General features: G+C 71.6%; 14 protein-coding genes. 8 read left to right on the forward strand and 6 right to left on the reverse strand.

Annotated elements, in window-relative coordinates:
- The first annotated feature begins 51 nt into the window (after positions 1–51).
- Complete coding sequence (locus tag H181DRAFT_RS08730; RefSeq protein WP_045863705.1) at positions 52–1,701, forward strand: FAD-binding oxidoreductase; 1,650 nt, start codon at positions 52–54, stop codon at positions 1,699–1,701.
- Between the two features lie 164 nt (positions 1,702–1,865).
- Here H181DRAFT_RS08730 and H181DRAFT_RS08735 read toward each other — a convergent pair whose 3' ends face one another.
- A complete protein-coding gene (locus H181DRAFT_RS08735) occupies positions 1,866–2,459 on the reverse strand; it encodes a TetR/AcrR family transcriptional regulator (RefSeq protein ID WP_045863706.1) in 594 nt (197 codons plus the stop codon).
- A 147-nt stretch (positions 2,460–2,606) separates the two neighbouring features.
- Here H181DRAFT_RS08735 and paaN point away from each other — a divergent pair, with 147 nt between their 5' ends.
- Complete coding sequence (paaN, locus tag H181DRAFT_RS08740; protein ID WP_045863963.1) at positions 2,607–4,352, forward strand: phenylacetic acid degradation protein PaaN; 1,746 nt, start codon at positions 2,607–2,609, stop codon at positions 4,350–4,352.
- 223 nt (positions 4,353–4,575) lie between these two features.
- Here the strand turns inward: paaN and H181DRAFT_RS08745 are convergent, their stop codons facing one another.
- Positions 4,576–6,261, reverse strand: a complete 1,686-nt coding sequence (locus H181DRAFT_RS08745) for a protein kinase domain-containing protein (RefSeq protein WP_045863707.1) — start codon at positions 6,259–6,261, stop codon at positions 4,576–4,578.
- 506 nt (positions 6,262–6,767) lie between these two features.
- On the opposite strand from H181DRAFT_RS08745, the gene H181DRAFT_RS08750 reads away from it, so the two are divergent.
- Positions 6,768–8,369, forward strand: coding sequence for a protein kinase domain-containing protein (locus H181DRAFT_RS08750; RefSeq protein WP_045863708.1), 1,602 nt, complete (start codon positions 6,768–6,770; stop codon positions 8,367–8,369).
- A 114-nt stretch (positions 8,370–8,483) separates the two neighbouring features.
- On the opposite strand, the gene H181DRAFT_RS08755 is transcribed toward H181DRAFT_RS08750, so the two are convergent.
- Positions 8,484–9,155, reverse strand: a complete 672-nt coding sequence (locus H181DRAFT_RS08755) for a response regulator (RefSeq protein ID WP_045863709.1) — start codon at positions 9,153–9,155, stop codon at positions 8,484–8,486.
- A 372-nt stretch (positions 9,156–9,527) separates the two neighbouring features.
- On the opposite strand from H181DRAFT_RS08755, the gene pdhA reads away from it, so the two are divergent.
- From pdhA to H181DRAFT_RS08780, 5 genes are all read left to right on the forward strand, one after another.
- Positions 9,528–10,967: a pyruvate dehydrogenase (acetyl-transferring) E1 component subunit alpha gene (gene pdhA / locus H181DRAFT_RS08760; protein ID WP_045863710.1), complete on the forward strand. Its 1,440-nt coding sequence runs from the start codon at positions 9,528–9,530 to the stop codon at positions 10,965–10,967.
- A gap of 67 nt (positions 10,968–11,034) precedes the next feature.
- A complete protein-coding gene (locus tag H181DRAFT_RS08765; protein ID WP_045863964.1) occupies positions 11,035–12,000 on the forward strand; it encodes an alpha-ketoacid dehydrogenase subunit beta in 966 nt (321 codons plus the stop codon).
- Positions 12,001–12,014: 14 nt separating this feature from the next.
- A complete protein-coding gene (locus H181DRAFT_RS08770; protein ID WP_045863965.1) occupies positions 12,015–13,520 on the forward strand; it encodes a dihydrolipoamide acetyltransferase family protein in 1,506 nt (501 codons plus the stop codon).
- A gap of 200 nt (positions 13,521–13,720) precedes the next feature.
- Positions 13,721–14,395, forward strand: a complete 675-nt coding sequence (locus H181DRAFT_RS08775) for a GntR family transcriptional regulator (RefSeq protein ID WP_045863711.1) — start codon at positions 13,721–13,723, stop codon at positions 14,393–14,395.
- Positions 14,392–15,702: an MFS transporter gene (locus tag H181DRAFT_RS08780; RefSeq protein ID WP_045863712.1), complete on the forward strand. Its 1,311-nt coding sequence runs from the start codon at positions 14,392–14,394 to the stop codon at positions 15,700–15,702. The genes H181DRAFT_RS08775 and H181DRAFT_RS08780 overlap by 4 nt, the downstream gene beginning before the upstream one ends.
- A 116-nt stretch (positions 15,703–15,818) precedes the next feature.
- Here the strand turns inward: H181DRAFT_RS08780 and H181DRAFT_RS08785 are convergent, their stop codons facing one another.
- The 3 genes from H181DRAFT_RS08785 to H181DRAFT_RS08795 form a co-directional block, all read right to left on the reverse strand.
- On the reverse strand, positions 15,819–16,649 hold the full coding sequence (locus H181DRAFT_RS08785; RefSeq protein WP_045863713.1) for a maleylpyruvate isomerase family mycothiol-dependent enzyme: 831 nt from the start codon (positions 16,647–16,649) through the stop codon (positions 15,819–15,821).
- Between the two features lie 232 nt (positions 16,650–16,881).
- Positions 16,882–17,364, reverse strand: coding sequence for an LURP-one-related/scramblase family protein (locus H181DRAFT_RS08790; protein WP_045863714.1), 483 nt, complete (start codon positions 17,362–17,364; stop codon positions 16,882–16,884).
- A 76-nt stretch (positions 17,365–17,440) separates the two neighbouring features.
- A complete protein-coding gene (locus H181DRAFT_RS08795; protein ID WP_045863715.1) occupies positions 17,441–17,698 on the reverse strand; it encodes a hypothetical protein in 258 nt (85 codons plus the stop codon).
- Positions 17,699–17,789 lie beyond the last annotated feature (91 nt).

Here is a 17,789-nt window from a genome sequence, read left to right on the forward strand (position 1 = left end):
CGCGGGCAACTCTCCAGTAACTTGACGGGTCCGCGGCGCGAAAGGCCCTCCATGGCGACGACCACTCCCCCGTCCGGCAGCACCCGTTCCTGGTGGGGCTGGGGACGTACGGACAGAGCGCTCCCCGACAGCGAGTGCGCCGGACTCGCGGCCCTCCTGCCGGGGCTGTCCTCGACGCCGCTGCCCGTCCCGGACGTCCGCGGCCTCGCACTCGCGCCGCCGCGGGTGCGCCCTCCCGCGGGGCTCGCCCGCCTGGTGACCGACGACCCGGCGGTGCGGGCCGGCCACACCTACGGCAAGGCCTACCGCGACGTCGTCCGCGCGCTCCGCGGCGACCTCGCGGCGGCGCCCGACCTGGTCGCCTTCCCGCGGACCGAGACGGAGCTCGTGGACCTGCTCGACTGGGCGGGCTCGCGGAACGTGGCGGCGATCCCCTACGGCGGTGGCAGCTCGGTGGTCGGCGGCGTCGAGTACCGCGGGGACTCCCACGCCGCGGTGCTCACCCTCGACCTGTCCGCGATGGACCGCGTCCTGGAGGTCGACACCGTCAGCAGGGCGGCGCGCGTCCAGGCGGGCGTCCTCGGTCCCGCCCTGGAGGCCCAGCTCCGGGAGATCACCGGCGGGCCGGGCGCGGACGGCGGGTCCGGGCTGACGCTGCGGCACTTCCCGCAGAGCTTCGAGTTCTCGACGCTGGGCGGCTGGCTCGCCACCCGTGCGGGCGGGCACTACGCGACGCAGTACCAGCACATCGACGACCTGGTCGAGTCGTTGCGCGTGGTGACGCCCGCCGGCGTCTCCGAGTCCCGGCGGCTGCCCGGGTCCGGGGCCGGTCCCTCACCGGACCGCCTCTTCCTCGGCTCCGAGGGCGCCCTCGGGGTGATCACCGAGGCGTGGATGCGGCTGCAGGACCGTCCCGTGCACAAGGCGTCGGCATCCGTGTCGTTCACCGGCTTCGACGCCGCCGCCGAAGCGGTGCGCGCCATCGCGCAGTCCGGGCTCCAGCCCGCCAACTGCCGGCTCCTCGACCCCGGGGAGGCCGCCGTGTCCGGCGTCGCCGACGACGGGACGAGCGTGCTGGTGCTCGGCGTGGAGTCGGCACACAGGCCGGTCGGCGAGCGGCTCGCGGAGCTGACCGGGATCGCAGCCGACCACGGCGGGCTCGTCCGTACGTCCCAGGGCGCCGAGGGCCGCGGCACGGGAGGCCCGGAGGGCGCCGTCGGCGCGTGGCGGTCCGCGTTCCTGCGGATGCCCTACGTACGGGACGGGCTGGCGCGGATGAGCGCGATCACCGAGACGTTCGAGACCGCCTGCACCTGGGACCGGGCGCCGGCGCTCATCGAGGAGGTACGGACCGGCGTCGGCGCCGCCGTCGAGGAGGTCACGGGGCGGCCCGGCATGGTCAACTGCCGCTTCACGCACGTCTATCCGGACGGCCCTGCCCCGTACTTCACGGTGATCGCCACCGGGCGCCGGGGCAGCGAGATCGCCATGTGGGACGAGATCAAGACGGCCGCCATGGAGACGCTCACCCGGCACGGCGCCACCGTCACGCACCACCACGCCGTCGGCAGGGACCACCGCCCGGGCTACGACCGGCAGCGGCCCGAGCCCTTCGCGCTCGCGCTGCGGGCGGCCAAGTCGGTCCTCGACCCGGCCGGAGTCCTCAACCCAGGCGTGCTCGTGGACGCTCCCCGCCCGTAAGAGCGTGACGGGCCCGGGCACGCGGGGTGAAACCCGGCCTTCGGCGGCGGTCGCAGCCGGTTCCGGCAGTCCCGCCGGTTCCGGAAGCCCCATCCTGTCCCGGCAGTCCCGTCCTGTCCCGGCAGTCCCGGAAGTCCCGCCCGTCCGGGAGCGCCGGCGCCGGCTCAGCTCCGCAGGCCGGCGAAGGCCGTGAGCACGACGGCCTCCGCGACCTCGTCGCTGGTGGCCGAGCCGTTCCGGCCCGCCCGGCCGGGGCGGTACCACTCCACGACGGAGTTGATCATCCCGAAAAGCAGCCGCGTCGCCAGCCGCACGTCGACGTCGGAGCGCAGGTCGCCGTCCGCCACCGCCTGCTTCAGCAGCTCCGAGACCCGCTGGTCGAACTCGCGGCGGCGCGCCATGGCCCAGCGCTCGGTGTCGGTGTTGCCGCGGACCCTCAGCAGCAGCGTCACGTACGGAAGCTCGGCCATCAGCACCTCGACGGTGCGGCGCGTGACGTGTTCGAGCCGGTCGACGGCGCGGCCCTCGCGTGCGCGCGGTTCGTCCAGGACGCCGAAGAGCCCGTTCAGCGCGCGGCTTATCGCCCGGCGCAGCAGCTCCTCCTTGCCGCGGACGTGGTGGTAGATCGAGGACTTGGAGATCCCCGCGGCCCGGGAGAGGTGCTCCATGGACGTGCCGTCGTAGCCGCGCTCGATGAACACCTCCACGGCGACCTTCAGGAGCGAATCGGGCGTGTAGGTGTCGCGCTTGGCCGGCATGGCGCCGATGCTATCCAGGTTATCCACAGGCTCTCCGGCCCCCCTTGCCCCGACCGATCGTTCGGTAGCAGTATCTACGTGTCGCCGTAAGTCCGACAGCCCCAGCCATCCAGTCCGACGAGGAGTTGGTCGTTCGTGACCGCACCCGTGACCACACCTGTCACCACGTCCAGTGACGCTGCGCTCTCCGCGGTCGAGCTGACGGAGAGGCACCGTCCCACACTCGACCGCGCGCTGGAGGCGATCCGGACCAGGGAGTACTGGTCGCCGCACCCCGAGCACCCGAAGGCGTACGGCGAGGGCGTCGAGGGAGCCCCGGAGGGCTCGCTGAGCGCCGGGCAGGGGCAGGCCGCCTTCGACGCGCTGCGCGGCGGCCGCTTCGAGATCGAGGGGCAGCCCGGTGCGGGCCCGGAAGGCGGCTGGACGGCGACGGAGGTCTCGCCGTACGGCCTGGAGATGGGCATCGAGTACCCGCGTCCCGATCTGGACGTGCTGCTTCCCGCGATGCGGGAGGCGATGCCTTCCTGGCGTGCGGCGGGGCCGGAGGTGCGGGCCGCGGTATGCCTGGAGATCCTGGCGAGGATCAGCGCCCGTACGCACGAGTTCGCGCACGCGGTGATGCACACCAGCGGCCAGGCGTTCATGATGGCGCTCCAGGCGGGCGGGCCGCACGCCCAGGACCGCGGCATGGAGGCCGTCGCCTACGCCTACGCGGAGCAGGTCCGCACCCCGGGCTCCGCGGACTGGTCGAAGCCGCAGGGCAAGCGCGACCCCCTGAACCTGAGCAAGCACTTCACGCCCGTGGGCCGCGGCGTCTCCCTGCTCATCGGCTGCAACACCTTCCCCACCTGGAACGGCTACCCGGGCTTCTTCGCGTCCCTGGCCACCGGCAACCCCGTCCTCGTCAAGCCGCACCCGCGTGCGGTGCTCCCCCTGGCGCTCACCGTCCGCATCGCGCGTGACGTGCTCAGGGAAGCCGGGTTCGACGCGAACCTGGTGGCACTGGCGGCCGAGCGCGACGACGAGGGCATCGCCAAGGAGCTGGCTCTGCGGCCGGAGGTCCGCATCATCGACTACACCGGCTCCACCGAGTTCGGCGACTGGCTGGAGAACAACGCCCACCAGGCCCGCGTCTTCACCGAGAAGGCCGGGGTCAACACGGTCGTCATCGACTCCACCGACGACTACAAGGGGATGCTCGGCAACCTCGCCTTCTCCCTGTCGCTCTACAGCGGCCAGATGTGCACCACCCCGCAGAACCTGCTCATCCCCCGCGGCGGTATCTCCACGGACGCGGGCGAGAAGAGCTACGACGAGTTCGTGGCCGATCTGGCCGCCGCGGTGGGCAAGTTGCTCGGCGACGACGCCCGGGCGAACGCCCTGCTGGGCGCGATCGTCAACCAGCAGGTCCGTGAGCGGGTCGAGTCGGCCCCGTCGCTGGGCGAAGTGGCCCTCGAATCGCGGACGGTGGAGCACCCGGACTTCCCGGGGGCGACGGTGCGCACGCCCGTCATCGTCAAACTGGAGGCGGGAAAGCCCGGTTCGGAGGACGTCTGCTTCTCGGAGTTCTTCGGCCCGGTCTCCTTCGCGGTCGCCGTCGACTCCACGGCCGACGCCGTCGCGCTGCTGCGGCGGACGGTCCGCGAGAAGGGCGCGATGACGGTCGGGGCGTACACCACGTCGCCGGACGTGGAGCGGATGATCGAGGACGCCTGCCTGGACGAGTGCGCGCAGCTGTCGCTGAACCTCACGGGCGGCGTGTACGTGAACCAGACGGCCGCCTTCTCCGACTTCCACGGCTCCGGCGGCAACCCCGCCGCGAACGCGGCCCTGTGCGACGGCGCGTTCGTCTCCGACCGCTTCCGCACCGTGGAGGTCCGGCGGCAGGCGTAGACACGGCCTGAAGCACGTCGCGGCATGCGAGCAGCGTGCGGCGCTGCAAGGGGCAGGGGCCCGCAGGCCCTGCGACTTGGAGCGCCGCCGCTGTTGCGGGCAACCGCGGCATGCTCCGGCCCTCCAGGCACAAGAAGGCGCCCGTACACCTGAGTTGATGCGTACGGGCGCCTGAGCGCTTCACTGCCGAGCGGCCCCCGGGCTCAGCCGGGGGCCGGGGTGGTCACTCCGCGGGCTTGCCGGTGGAGACCGTCAGCTCGATCTTGTCCTTCTTCGGGTCGAACGAGTCGATGCCGTCGGGGGACTGCTGCAGGACGGTGTTCTTGCCCCACAGGTTCTCGTCCTCGTACTCGATGTCGTCGAGCTTCCAGCCGGCGCTGCTGATGCACTTCTTCACCGACGCGAGGTTCTTGTACGTGAAGTCCGGAAGGATCTTCTTGCCCTCGTCGGAGTAGCTGTCGGTCGCCCGCGTGCACCGCGTCGAGTCGATCGTCTTGGACTTGTCCTCCGGCTTGAAGCCGTCGCCGTGGTCGCTGCCGCCGCTGTCCGTGGCCTCCGACGGCTCCGGGTCCAGTGGCTCCTCGGCGGTCGGCGACGTCGTGATGGTGTCGCCGCCCGTGGGAGTCGGGTCCTCGTCGTCCTCCGGGATCAGCACGGCGAAGCTCACCGCGATGACCGCCACGAGCACCGCGACCAGCGACCCGACGATCACGCCGGCGTTGCTCTTGCGTCCGCCGCCGCCTCCCGGCGCGGTGGGAGAGAGCGTGTACGGCGGCGGGGTGTGCGAGGCCCCGCCCGGCTGGCCGAAGGCAGCGACGGGCTGGGCGTACTGCCCCATCGGCGTCTGCCCGGGCGGCGGAGGCGTGGACGGCCCGAAGCCGCCGTACTGGTGCTGGTAGGGCTGCTGGCCGGGGGGCGGCGGCGTCCCCGAGTCGCTGACCGGCGGGAAGACGGCCTGGCCGACGCCGGCGCCGCTCTGGGCCCTCGGCCCACCGCTCACGATGATCGGCGAGGTGCCCGACGCCGCACCTGAACCGCCGATGCGCGCGCACTCCTCCCGCATCGATTCGGCAGTCGGGAAGCGCTCGTTGGGGTTCTTCTTCAGCGTCCGCGCCACCAGGGCGTCCACCGCCGCCGGCACCGACTGGTTGATCGAGGAGGGGATCGGCGCGTCCTCCTGGACGTGCGCGTAGGCGATGGCCAGCGGGGAGTCGGCGTCGAAGGGCAGCCGGCCCGTCAGCAGCTCGAAGAGCATGATGCCGACCGAGTAGAGGTCCGAGCGCGCGTCCACACCGCGGCCCAGCGCCTGCTCGGGCGAGAGGTACTGCGGAGTGCCGACGACCATGCCGGTCTGCGTCATCGACGTCACGCCCGACTGCATCGCCCGCGCGATGCCGAAGTCCATGACCTTGACCACGCCGCGCTTGGTGATCATCACGTTGCCGGGCTTGATGTCGCGGTGCACCAGGCCCATCTCGTGGCTGACGTCCAGCGCCGCGAGCACGTCGCCGGTGATCTTCAGCGCCTTCTCGGTCGGCATGGCGCCGAACTGCGCGATGTCCTCGTCCAGGACGTTGCGCAGCGGCTTGCCCTCGACGTACTCCATGACGATGTACGGGACGAGCGTGCCGTCCAGTTCGTCCTCGCCGGAGTCGAAGACCGAGACGATGTTGGTGTGTGTGAGTTTCGCGACAGACTGCGCTTCACGGCGGAAGCGTTCGCGGAATGACTGCTCGCGGCCGAGCTCGGTGTGCAGGGTCTTGACCGCGACCTGGCGGTCGAGAACGGAGTCGTGGGCGAGGTAGACCGCCGCCATGCCACCGGCCCCGAGCAGACTCTGCAGCTGGAAACGGCCGTTGCCGACCGCACGGCCCACGTACTGTGCGGCGTTTCCGCCGTCGTCGCTCATCTCTGCTGCTCCCCCTCGGGCGGCGCGCCCCCCGCACAGGTTTTTCAGGGCAGATTTCCAGCCCCGGTCTCCGATGATCCTGGTTCTCGCCCAAGTCTGCCGGAGGGCCCCGTCACGTCAAGCTCAGTGCCCGTTCCGTAACACCGGGCGCGCAACCTGTGCCACAACTGTGGCACCTTGGTCGAATTCACACCGCCCCGAAAGAGGGTCCGGTCACAGCATCTCCGGAGATGCGGGCAGACGCGGCGTCCGGCCCCCGCGGAGGGGCGGCGGAAGGCCGGAATCCAGCCGTGCGGCCGCCGCCTGCGAACTTGCCAGCCGGGCACCGCGACCGCTTGGATGGCTGTTCGCCCCATCCATGTAACTCCCCTGAGCCTGTAGCCTCCAATGCGGAGCGGGGCGTCCCCGGCGCGCGCCCGGTGAGCCGGGTGCACGGCCGGTGCAGGTGACTGCCAGGGGGAGACGCAACCGCGCGACTCACGGCATTCGATCCACGGCGAGGACAGATGGCACAGACGCAGGCCGGCGGGGGTCCCGACCCCGACGCCATGGGCGGCTCGATGGCCGATTCGCCGGAGCTGTGGGGCAACAGCGGCCTTGTCGGCGACGGCCGCTACCGCCTCTCGCACCGCCTCGGACGGGGCGGCATGGCGGAGGTCTACGCCGCGGAGGACCTGCGTCTCGGCCGCACGGTCGCGGTCAAGCTGCTCCGCTCCGACCTCGCCGAGGACCCGGTCTCCAAGGCCCGCTTCACGCGCGAGGCGCAGTCCGTGGCCGGGCTGAACCACCACTCCGTGGTCGCTGTCTACGACTCCGGCGAAGAGACCGTCGGCGGCAACGTCACGCCGTACATCGTGATGGAGCTCGTCGAGGGCCGTACGATCCGCGACCTGCTGCTGAACGCGGAGGCGCCGCCGCCCGACCAGGCGCTGATCATCGTCTCGGGCGTCCTGGAGGCCCTGGCCTACAGCCACCAGCACGGCATCGTGCACCGCGACATCAAGCCCGCCAACGTCATCATCACCAACTCCGGCGCGGTCAAGGTGATGGACTTCGGCATCGCCCGCGCCCTGCACGGTGCGTCCAACACCATGACGCAGACGGGCATGGTGATGGGCACGCCGCAGTACCTCTCGCCCGAGCAGGCCCTGGGCAAGACCGTAGACATCCGCTCCGACCTGTACGCGACGGGCTGCCTGCTCTACGAACTGCTCACCCTCAGGCCCCCCTTCACCGGCGAGACGCCGCTCTCCGTCGTCTACCAGCACGTGCAGGACGAGGCGGCGCTGCCGTCGGAGGTCTCCGACGTCGTCCCGCCCGAGCTGGACGGCCTGGTGATGCGTGCGCTGGCCAAGGACCCCGACGACAGGTTCCAGAGCGCCGAGGAGATGCGCGGCCTCGCGCAGTACGCCCTGCAGATGCTGCAGGAGCAGGGCGGCCACAGCGGCGGCATGTGGAACACCGGCCCGGTCGCGCACGGCGGCGGCACCACGCCCGCCATGGGCGTGCCCGGCGCGGACGCGCGGCAGCACCCCGGCCACGGCGACACCTCGCAGCTCGCACCGCCGATGCTGATGGGCCGCCCCGACCGGGACGACGGCGGCTTCGAGGGCGGACAGCGTGGCGACCGCCGCGGCGGCGGGGGCTTCAAGTACGCGCTCATCGCGTTCCTCGCCGTGATCGCCGTCGCCATGGGCATCTACTACGTGGCCACGATGAACCAGGGCGGCGACAAGAACGACGTCAAGCCGGACAGTTCGACCACGGAGCCCAAGGACAAGGAGACCACCGACGAGCCGACCTCCTCGCCGACGGAGACCGAGGAGGACCCGGGCACCAGCACGGGCGACACCGGTGACGTGACTCCCTCGCAGACGCCGTCCGAGACGGCGCCGAGCGAGACGGAGACCTCCCCCTCGGAGGAGCCGTCCGACACCCCGAGCGAGTCCGACTCCGAAGGCAACGGCGGCAACGGCAACGGCGGCCCGGGCGGTCCCGACGACCCGACGGACGACCCGACCCCGAGCGACGGGGCCGGCGGCAACGACCAGGGCGGCGGCGAGAACGGCGGCACCGGCACCTCCGGTGGCGGCGGCCCCGAGGACTGAGCCACTCACCCGGCGGAGCACTAGGCGTCATGGAGCACCGGCGTCACGGACCTGCGCCCCAGGTCCGGTCCTCCGGGCAACCCCTCACGCGTACGGACGCACCTGCGCAGGCGGTCAGGCGGGTTCGTCCCGCCCGGCGCGCAGCCGGGTGAGGTAGGCCGCGGCCTGTGTCCGGCGCTCCATTCCCAGCTTCGCCAGGAGCTGGGAGACGTAGTTCTTGACGGTCTTCTCGGCGAGATGGAGCTCGGTGCCGATGGCCCGGTTGGTCAGCCCGTCGGCAATCAGGTCCAGGATCCGGCGCTCCTGATCGGTGAGGGCCGCGAGGCGGTCCCGCTCCGCACTGCCGGTGCGGCCCGTGCGCAGCCGCTCCACGACCCGGTGCGCGGCGGCGGGCGGCAGCAGGACCTTCCCGGCGGCGGCGTCCCGTACGGCGTTCTGCAGCTCCTTGCCGCGGATCCCCTTCAGCACGTAGCCGGACGCTCCGGACAGCACCGCGTGGATCAGCGCCTCCTCGTCCGAGAACGAGGTGAGGATCAGGCAGGCGATGTCGTGGTGCCGGGAGCGCAGCTCGCGGCAGACCTCGATGCCGCTGCCGTCGGGCAGCCGGACGTCGAGCACCGCCACGTCGGGCGAGAGGCGGGGGATGAGTTCCAGCGCGTCCGCGGCGTTGTCGGCCTCGCCGATCACCACGATGCCGGGTTCGGCCGAGAGCATCTCGGCCACGCCCCGGCGGATCACCTCATGATCGTCGAGCAGGAAGACGGTTATTTGTGCTATTTCTTCCATTTTTTCAGTCTCACATACTGGTCCGCGCTCTGCCCTTCCCGCACTCTGGAGCCGCGGGATAACGTGCAGGGGACTATGAGGCCCGCGGGGCCGTGACCAGTGATGTCCCTGACTCTCCGGCTTGGTCGGGCTTTCAAATGCGTTTAGTTGGAACTCCGAGCAAAGTTGCAGGTCAGGGCAGCTTCATGCATGTATGGAGGTCTGGGCAGGGCTTCAGCGGGCCTCAACCGAGAGATCAGTCACCGCTCGGTCGCGTCCGTGCCGCACCCACCCCGTGCGCCGTACGGGACCGGGCGAGCCTCCCTCCGCCCGACGGGCGGGGGACCCCCAGGCCGCCGGCGACCCCGGAGGCCGGACAGAAGAGGAGCACACGTGACCGTGGAGAGCACTGCCGCGCGCAGCAAACCGCGCCGCAGCGGCACCGGAGGCAAGCGCGCGACGAAGAAGACGGCGTCCGCTCAGAGCGCCGCCGGCAGCACGACGGGTACCACCGGCGCGTCCGGTAACGGCGCGGCGCCCAGCGGTACTCGCACGCCGGCCGCGAAGGCGGCCAAGAGCACCAAGTCGGCGTCTTCCAAGCCGGGGTCTTCCAAAGCGGCGAAGACAGCCAAGCCGGCCAAGTCGGCGAAGCCGGCCGGGTCGGCCAAGCCGGCCAAGGCCAAGTCCGGTGCCAGGACGGGCGCTTCGGCGCGCAACGCGGCTCCCGGGAAGTCCGGCGCCACCGCCGTGACCGCCGGTCCCGAGCTGGTGCAGCTGCTGACACCGGAGGGTGAGCGGGTCGAGCACCCCGACTACTCCATCGACCTGACTGCCGAGGAACTGCGCGGCCTCTACCGCGACATGGTCCTCACCCGGCGCTTCGACGCCGAGGCGACCTCTCTCCAGCGCCAGGGCGAACTCGGCCTGTGGGCTTCGCTGCTGGGCCAGGAGGCGGCGCAGATCGGTTCCGGCCGCGCACTGCGCGACGACGACTACGTCTTCCCCACGTACCGCGAGCACGGCGTCGCCTGGTGCCGCGGCGTGGACCCGACGAACCTGCTGGGCATGTTCCGCGGTGTGAACAACGGCGGCTGGGACCCCAACAGCAACAACTTCCACCTCTACACGATCGTCATCGGCTCCCAGGCCCTGCACGCCACCGGCTACGCGATGGGCGTCAACCTGGACGGCGCCGACTCGGCCGTCATCGCCTACTTCGGCGACGGCGCCTCCTCGCAGGGCGACGTGGCCGAGGCCTTCACCTTCTCCGCGGTCTACAACGCCCCGGTCGTCTTCTTCTGCCAGAACAACCAGTGGGCCATCTCGGAGCCGACGGAGCGCCAGTCGCGCGTCCCGATCTACCAGCGCGCCAGCGGCTTCGGCTTCCCGGGCGTGCGGGTGGACGGCAACGACGTGCTGGCCTGCCTCGCCGTCACCCGCGCCGCCGTCGAGCGGGCGCGCAGCGGCGAAGGGCCCATGCTGGTCGAGGCATTCACCTACCGGATGGGCGCCCACACCACCTCGGACGACCCGACGCGCTACCGCCGCGACGAGGAGCGCGCGGAGTGGGAGGCCAAGGACCCCATCTCCCGGCTCCGCACGTACCTGGAGAAGGACGGCCTGGCCGATCCCGGCTTCTTCGCCGGGATCGAGGAGGAGAGCGAGGCCATGGGCAAGCACGTGCGGGAGGCCATCCGCAGCATGCCGGACCCGGACACCATGGCGATCTTCGAGAACGTCTACGCGGACGGGCACGCGCTCGTCGACGAGGAGCGCGCCCAGTTCGCGGAGTACCTCGCGTCCTTCGCCGACACCGCCGAGGAGGGCCGCTGACATGGCTGCCACAGTCACTTCTTCCACCGCCGGCCGCTCCGCGTCGAGCTCCGCGGACGTGCGCAAGATGCCCATCGCCAAGGCGCTCAACGAGTCGCTGCGCTTCGCGATGGAGAACGACCCCAAGGTCCTGATCATGGGGGAGGACGTCGGCAAGCTCGGCGGCGTCTTCCGCATCACCGACGGTCTGCAGAAGGACTTCGGGGAGCAGCGGGTCATCGACACCCCGCTCGCCGAGTCCGGCATCGTCGGCACGGCCATCGGCCTCGCGCTGCGCGGCTACCGGCCGGTCGTGGAGATCCAGTTCGACGGGTTCGTCTTCCCCGCGTACGACCAGATCGTCACGCAGCTCGCGAAGATGCACGCCCGTGCCCTGGGCAAGATCAAGCTGCCCGTCGTGATCCGCATCCCGTACGCGGGCGGCATCGGCGCGGTCGAGCACCACAGCGAGTCGCCGGAGGCGCTGTTCGCGCACGTCGCCGGGCTCAAGTGCGTCTCCCCGTCGAACGCGGCCGACGCGTACTGGATGATGCGCCAGGCCATCGAGAGCGACGACCCGGTCGTCTTCTTCGAGCCGAAGCGCCGCTACTGGGACAAGGGCGAGGTGGACGTCACCGCGATCCCCGCCCCGCTGCACGCGGCACACGTCGCGCGTGAGGGCGGCGACGTGACGCTGGCGGCCTACGGGCCCATGGTGAAGACGTGCCTGGAGGCCGCGGCCGCGGCACAGGAGGAGGGCCGTTCCCTCGAGGTCGTCGACATGCGCTCCATGTCGCCCATCGACTTCGACACTCTCCAGAAGTCCGTCGAGAAGACCGGCAGGCTTGTGGTCGTGCACGAGGCGCCTGTCTTCCTGGGGACCGGCTCGGAGGTGGCCGCCAGGATCACGGAGCGGTGCTTCTACCATCTGGAGGCCCCGGTGCTGCGTGTGGGCGGGTTCCACGCGCCGTATCCGCCGGCCCGGCTGGAGGACGAGTACCTTCCGGGGCTGGACCGGGTGCTCGATGCCGTCGACCGCGCCCTGGCGTACTGAGGAGAGTCGTGACGATGACTGAGAGCGCCACCCGCATCCGCGAGTTCAAGATGCCCGATGTGGGCGAGGGGCTGACGGAGGCGGAGATCCTCAAGTGGTACGTCCAGGCCGGTGACACCGTCACGGACGGCCAGGTCGTCTGCGAGGTCGAGACGGCCAAGGCAGCGGTCGAACTGCCCATCCCCTTCAACGGTTCCGTGCACGAACTGCGCTTCGAGGAAGGCACGACGGTGGACGTCGGCACGGCGATCATCGCCGTGGACACCGACCCGTCCGCCGGACCGCTGGACGGCGGGGCGCCCGCGGGCGCGGTCCCCGCGCAGGCCCCCTCCACGCCGCCCGCGGCCGAGGGCCCGGCCGACGGCGCCGGCGGCGGCGAGAAGCGGCAGCCGGTGCTGGTCGGCTACGGCGTGGCCGAGTCGCCGACCCGGCGCAGGCCGCGGAAGCAGCCGTCCGGACAGGGGGCCCCGCAGCGCGAACTGAACGGGCACGGCGAGGCCGCGTCCGTCCCTGCCGCGGCACCGGAACCGGTCGCGGCACCGGAACCGGCCGCGGAAGCCGCCCACGGCACGGCGTCGAACGGCTCCGCTGCCGAGGGGCGGCCGCTGGCCAAGCCGCCCGTGCGGAAGCTGGCCAAGGACCTGGGCATCGATCTCACGACGGTGATACCGACCGGTCCCGGCGGTGTCATCACGCGCGAGGACGTCCACGCGGCGGCGGCACCCGCCCCGGCGCGGCCGGCGTCGCGGGAGCCGGTGGCCGCCGGTGCCCCCGCGGCCCATGACGCGGGTGCGGAAGCGGCGCCCGTCGCAGGGGACGCACGCGAGACCCGGATCCCGGTCCGCGGCGTACGCAAGGCGACGGCGCAGGCGATGGTCAACAGCGCCTTCACCGCTCCGCACGTCACGGAGTTCGTGACGGTGGACGTGACGCGGACGATGAAGCTCGTCCGCGAGCTGAAGCAGGATCCGGACATGCAGGGACTCCGCGTCAATCCGCTGCTGATGGTCGCCAAGGCGTTCCTGGTGGCGCTGCGCCGCCACCCGGAGGCCAACGCGTCGTGGGACGAGGCCAACCAGGAGATCGTGCAGAAGCACTACGTGAACCTGGGGATCGCGGCGGCGACGCCGCGCGGTCTGGTGGTCCCCAACATCAAGGACGCCCACGCCAAGACGCTGCCCGAACTCGCCGAGGCGCTGGGCGAGTTGGTCGCCACCGCACGTGAGGGGAAGACCAGCCCGGCGGCCATGCAGGGCGGCACGGTGACGATCACCAACGTCGGCGTCTTCGGCGTCGACACGGGCACGCCCATCCTCAACCCCGGGGAGTCCGCGATCCTCGCCTTCGGGCAGGTGCGGCAGCAGCCGTGGGTGCACAAGGGCAAGGTCAAGCCGCGCGACGTCACGACGCTCGCGCTCTCCTTCGACCACCGCCTCGTCGACGGCGAGCTGGGGTCCAAGCTGCTGGCGGACGTCGCGGCAGTGCTGGAGCACCCCAGGCGGCTGATGACCTGGACCTGAGCGCGACCGGGCCGGTGCCCCGCACCGGCCCGGCGCCCTGACGTCCGGTCGTGCCGCCCCGGCTGTCCGTACGGCGACGGGGGGCCGTACGGACAGCCCGGGTAGCGGACAGCGGTGGACGGCAGGGGCCGGGCGGCCGTGCTGGTCCAGATCGCGGACGCGGACGACGTACGCATCTGTGTTGTATCTAAGGTGTGCACATGTCCGTTTCCGTCGACGTCCCCGCAGGTCCGCTCCGGCAGCCGCCCGCCGCCGAGCGTGTCTACACCTACGTCAAGCAGGCCGTTCTCGACCGCCGCTACGAGGGCGGGATGCTGCTCACGGAAGGCGAACTCGCCCAGGCCGTGGGCGTCTCGCGCACGCCTGTGCGGGAGGCGCTGCTGCGCCTGGAGGTCGAGGGGCTGCTCAAGCTCTACCCCAAGAAGGGCGCGCTCGTGCTGCCCGTCTCGGCGCAGGAGATCACCGACGTCGTCGAGACGCGGCTCCTGGTGGAGCAGCACGCGGTGCGGAAGTCGTCCGACCCGGTGCACGCGGGGCTGATCGGCCGGCTGGAGGAGCTGCTCGAGGAGCAGAGCGCGCACGCCGAGTCCGGCGACCTCACGGCGTTCGCGGTGAGCGACCGCTGCTTCCACGCCGAGATCGTGCGGAGCACGGGCAACGAGATCCTCACCCGGCTCTACGACCAGCTCCGCGACCGGCAGTTGCGGATGGGCGTCGCGATGATGCACGCGCAGCCCGACAGGATCGCCAAGAGCATCGCCGAACACGCGGTGATCATGGAGGCGGTGCGGGCGGGCGACGCGGACGCCGCGGCGGACGCCGTGCGCCGCCACGTCACGTGGGTGCGGCACCTGGTCCACGGTGACGTCCGGTGAGCGGTGCCACCTCACCGGACGTCCCGCCGGTCCACCAGGACCCGCCCGGCGGCTCCCGCGCCGTGGCGGTCTGGGGCCTGGGCGTCACCGTCTACTTCGTCGCGATCACCTACCGCACGAGCCTCGGCGTCGCCGCGCTCGACGCGAGCGAACGCTTCGACATCAACGCCTCGGCGCTCTCCACCTTCTCGATCCTGCAACTGCTCGTCTACGCGGGCATGCAGATACCGGTCGGGCTGCTCGTCGACAGGCTCGGCACGAAGAAGGTGCTGACGCTCGGCGTCGTGCTCTTCACCGCGGGCCAGTTCGGCTTCGCCTTCTCCGAGTCGTACGTGGCGGCGCTCGCCTGCCGTGCCCTGCTCGGATGCGGCGACGCCATGACGTTCATCAGCGTGCTCAGGCTCGGCTCACGCTGGTTCCCGGCGAAGCGCGGCCCGATCATCGCGCAGGTGGCGGGGCTGATCGGCATGGCCGGCAACCTGGTCACCACGCTCGTACTGGCCAGGGTCCTCGGCGTCTTCGGCTGGACGCCCACCTTCGCGGCCAGCGCCCTCGGCGGCGTGCTGATACTGGTGCTCGTGGTGGTCTTCCTCAAGGACCATCCGGCGGGGCACGCGCCGCCGCCCGCACCGCAGCCGGGCAGCGGATACGTACGCAGGCAGATCCAGCAGGCGTGGCGGGAGCCCGGGACCCGGCTCGGCATGTGGGTCCACTTCACCACGCAGTTCCCCGGCATGGTCTTTCTGCTGCTGTGGGGGATGCCGTTCCTCGTCGAGGGGCAGGGCCTGACCCGCGCCGCCGCGGGCGAACTGCTCACGCTCGTCGTGCTGTCCAACATGTGCATCGGGCTGGTCTACGGGCAGGTGATCGCCCGGCACCACGCCGCCCGCGCACCGCTGGCCCTGGGCACGGTGGCGGCGACGGCCGGCGTCTGGGCGGCCGTGCTGCTCTGGCCCGGGCATGCGCCGGCGTGGCTGCTGGTGACGCTCTGCGCGGTGCTGGGGGCATGCGGCCCGGCGTCGATGATCGGCTTCGACTTCGCGCGTCCCGCCAATCCGCCGCAGCGGCAGGGCACGGCGTCGGGGATCGTGAACATGGGCGGCTTCACCGCCTCGATGTCGACGCTGCTCGCGGTCGGTGTCCTGCTCGACCTCACCGGCGGGGACTTCACGGTCGCCTTCTCCTGCGTCTTCGTGCTGGAGGCGCTCGGCGTGTGGCAGATCCTGCGGCTGCGCCCGCGTGCCCACCGGCGTGAGCGTGAGCGCGTCGTGGCCAGCCGGGTCGAGGCGGTCCACGTGCCGGTGTGAGTGGCGGCGCGTACGCGCGCCCGGTACGGCAGCGGCGGCGGCACCCCCGCGGGTGCCGCCGCCGTACGGGGACCGACTGCCGCCGGTGGCCCGTCAGTTGCCGATGGGATGGTCCGTCACGGTGTGACCGCGAAGTTCTCCAGGATGGCCTTGGCGAGCTTGGTGTCGCCCTCGATCTTCACCTGGTCCGCGACGGTGTCAGGGCGGACGCGCCCGGCCGCGAGCCGCAGATACGTCTCCCAGTCGAGGGAGAACGTGACCGCGGGGCCGAGCGACGGACTGCCGTCGACGGTGCCGCGGCCGTCGGCGTCGACCCTGACGGTGCGCATGAACTCGACCGGCCCGCCGACGTCGAAGACCACCGCCGTGTTCGGCGGTGCGCCCGCCTTCTTCGCGACGACCTTCGGAAGGCCGGCCAGCATCAGGTCGCGTGCGATGCCCGCCCCCGCCGAATCGAGGTTGCCGGGCTTGCCCAGCGCCCGGCGGAGATCCTGCTCGTGCACCCACACGTCGAACGCCCGCACCCGCAGCTGGTGTTCGAGAGTGACCTTCCCGCCGCCCGGCATGATGTCGCGCACCTCGGCGTCCGGCCCGCGCTTCTCGTTCCGGAGCTGCCGCGAGCGCCGGATGATCGTGTACTCCAGCTCGCTCGTCATCTCGGGACCGGTGTGGTGCCGCCGTACGTCGACCTGGATCTCCATGTGCCTGCTCGGCTCGTCCACGACGTGGTAGAGATCGCGGGGCAGGGTGTGGATCGGCCGCGGGTCGCCCAGGAGTTCGCACTCCATGCCGATGATGTGGGAGACCACGTCCCGCACCGACCACCCGGGGCAGGCGGTCCGCCGGTTCCACTCACCCTCGGCGAGCGGCCTCACCAGCTCGGATATCGCTTCGACGGACTCGGTCCAGGCGTCGACGTATGGCTGCAGACTTGGGTGGTCGGTCACGAGACCCCTCGGGCGTTACGGACGTTCGCGGTCTGGATGCGGTGCTCTCAAGTTACGCTGCGCGCGGGCAGGGCGGCAGTGGTTTCCGGTGACGATGCTAGGCCCAATCGACCCGCTCCAATGCACCGCCGATGGTACTGTGCGCGCCTGTTCGGGCCAGAAGCGGACGGAAGCGGGCGAGGCGGTCGATTCGCCTCGCCGGAACGGGAGTTGAGAGCGGAGCCCGCCGCCGTCAGTCGCCGCTCGTCAGCGCCTCGATGCAGACCGCGAGGGAGAGCAGCAGCGGCACGTCGGCGTCCGGCCGGCGCACGTCCACCGCGTAGGTGTCCCGCACCCGGAACCACTTGCGGGAGATGCGGGCGAGCCGGTGCCCCTCGGCCTCGATGTCGTACTCCTTGTCCAGCACGTTCCCGTGGACGGTCAGCGTCGTGCCGTCCGCGAGGCGGGCGCGGAACCGGTGGCGGAGGGGCGTGAACCTCTTCTTGCGCACCGTCGCCAGCGCCTTTCCACCGCGTTCCACCTCCATCGTCTCCCAGAGGCTGATCATCTTCCGGCGGATGACGGCGACCACTTCGCCGTCGGGGTCCTTGAGTTCGAAGGTCTGCCGCACGCGCAGCGCTTTCCCGTCGACGAGGAAGGCCTGCTTCCCGTGCTCGTCGTCGATCCAGAAGTCGTCGCCGATGCCGAAGACGCGTTCCCGTACGAGGTATCTCATGGACTACGCCTTCCCAGAGTGCGGCGGAATGCGCACGGCGAGTGGGCGGGAACCGGCGAGCCGGGCCCGGCGTACGTCAGTCCCCCGCTCCGTCCGGGTCCTCCGGCTCCGGATCCTCCGGCCAGGGCCACGGCGCGGGCTCCGGCCCGGGTGGTGCCGGCTGCGGAAGCTCCGGCAGCGGTACCGCCCCCGGCTCGGTGGGGCCCGGCACGGCCGCGGAGGACGCGCCGGACCGCGGCCGGACGTACGCGCTCTCGTGCACCGTCGACTCCCGTTCGCGTGGCGGCTCCAGCATCTCCCGCGGCGGCTCGGCGAAGAACCCCCCGGAGCGCATCCGTCGGACGTGGGGGGCGGCACCGGATGTCCGACCGGCTCCATGCGTCAGGCATGAGTACGCAGAGTGACCGGGGTTGGGTGCTCCGGGG

Source organism: Streptomyces sp. WMMB 714, assembly GCF_900090125.1.
In the GTDB taxonomy this organism is placed as follows: domain Bacteria; phylum Actinomycetota; class Actinomycetes; order Streptomycetales; family Streptomycetaceae; genus Streptomyces; species Streptomyces daqingensis.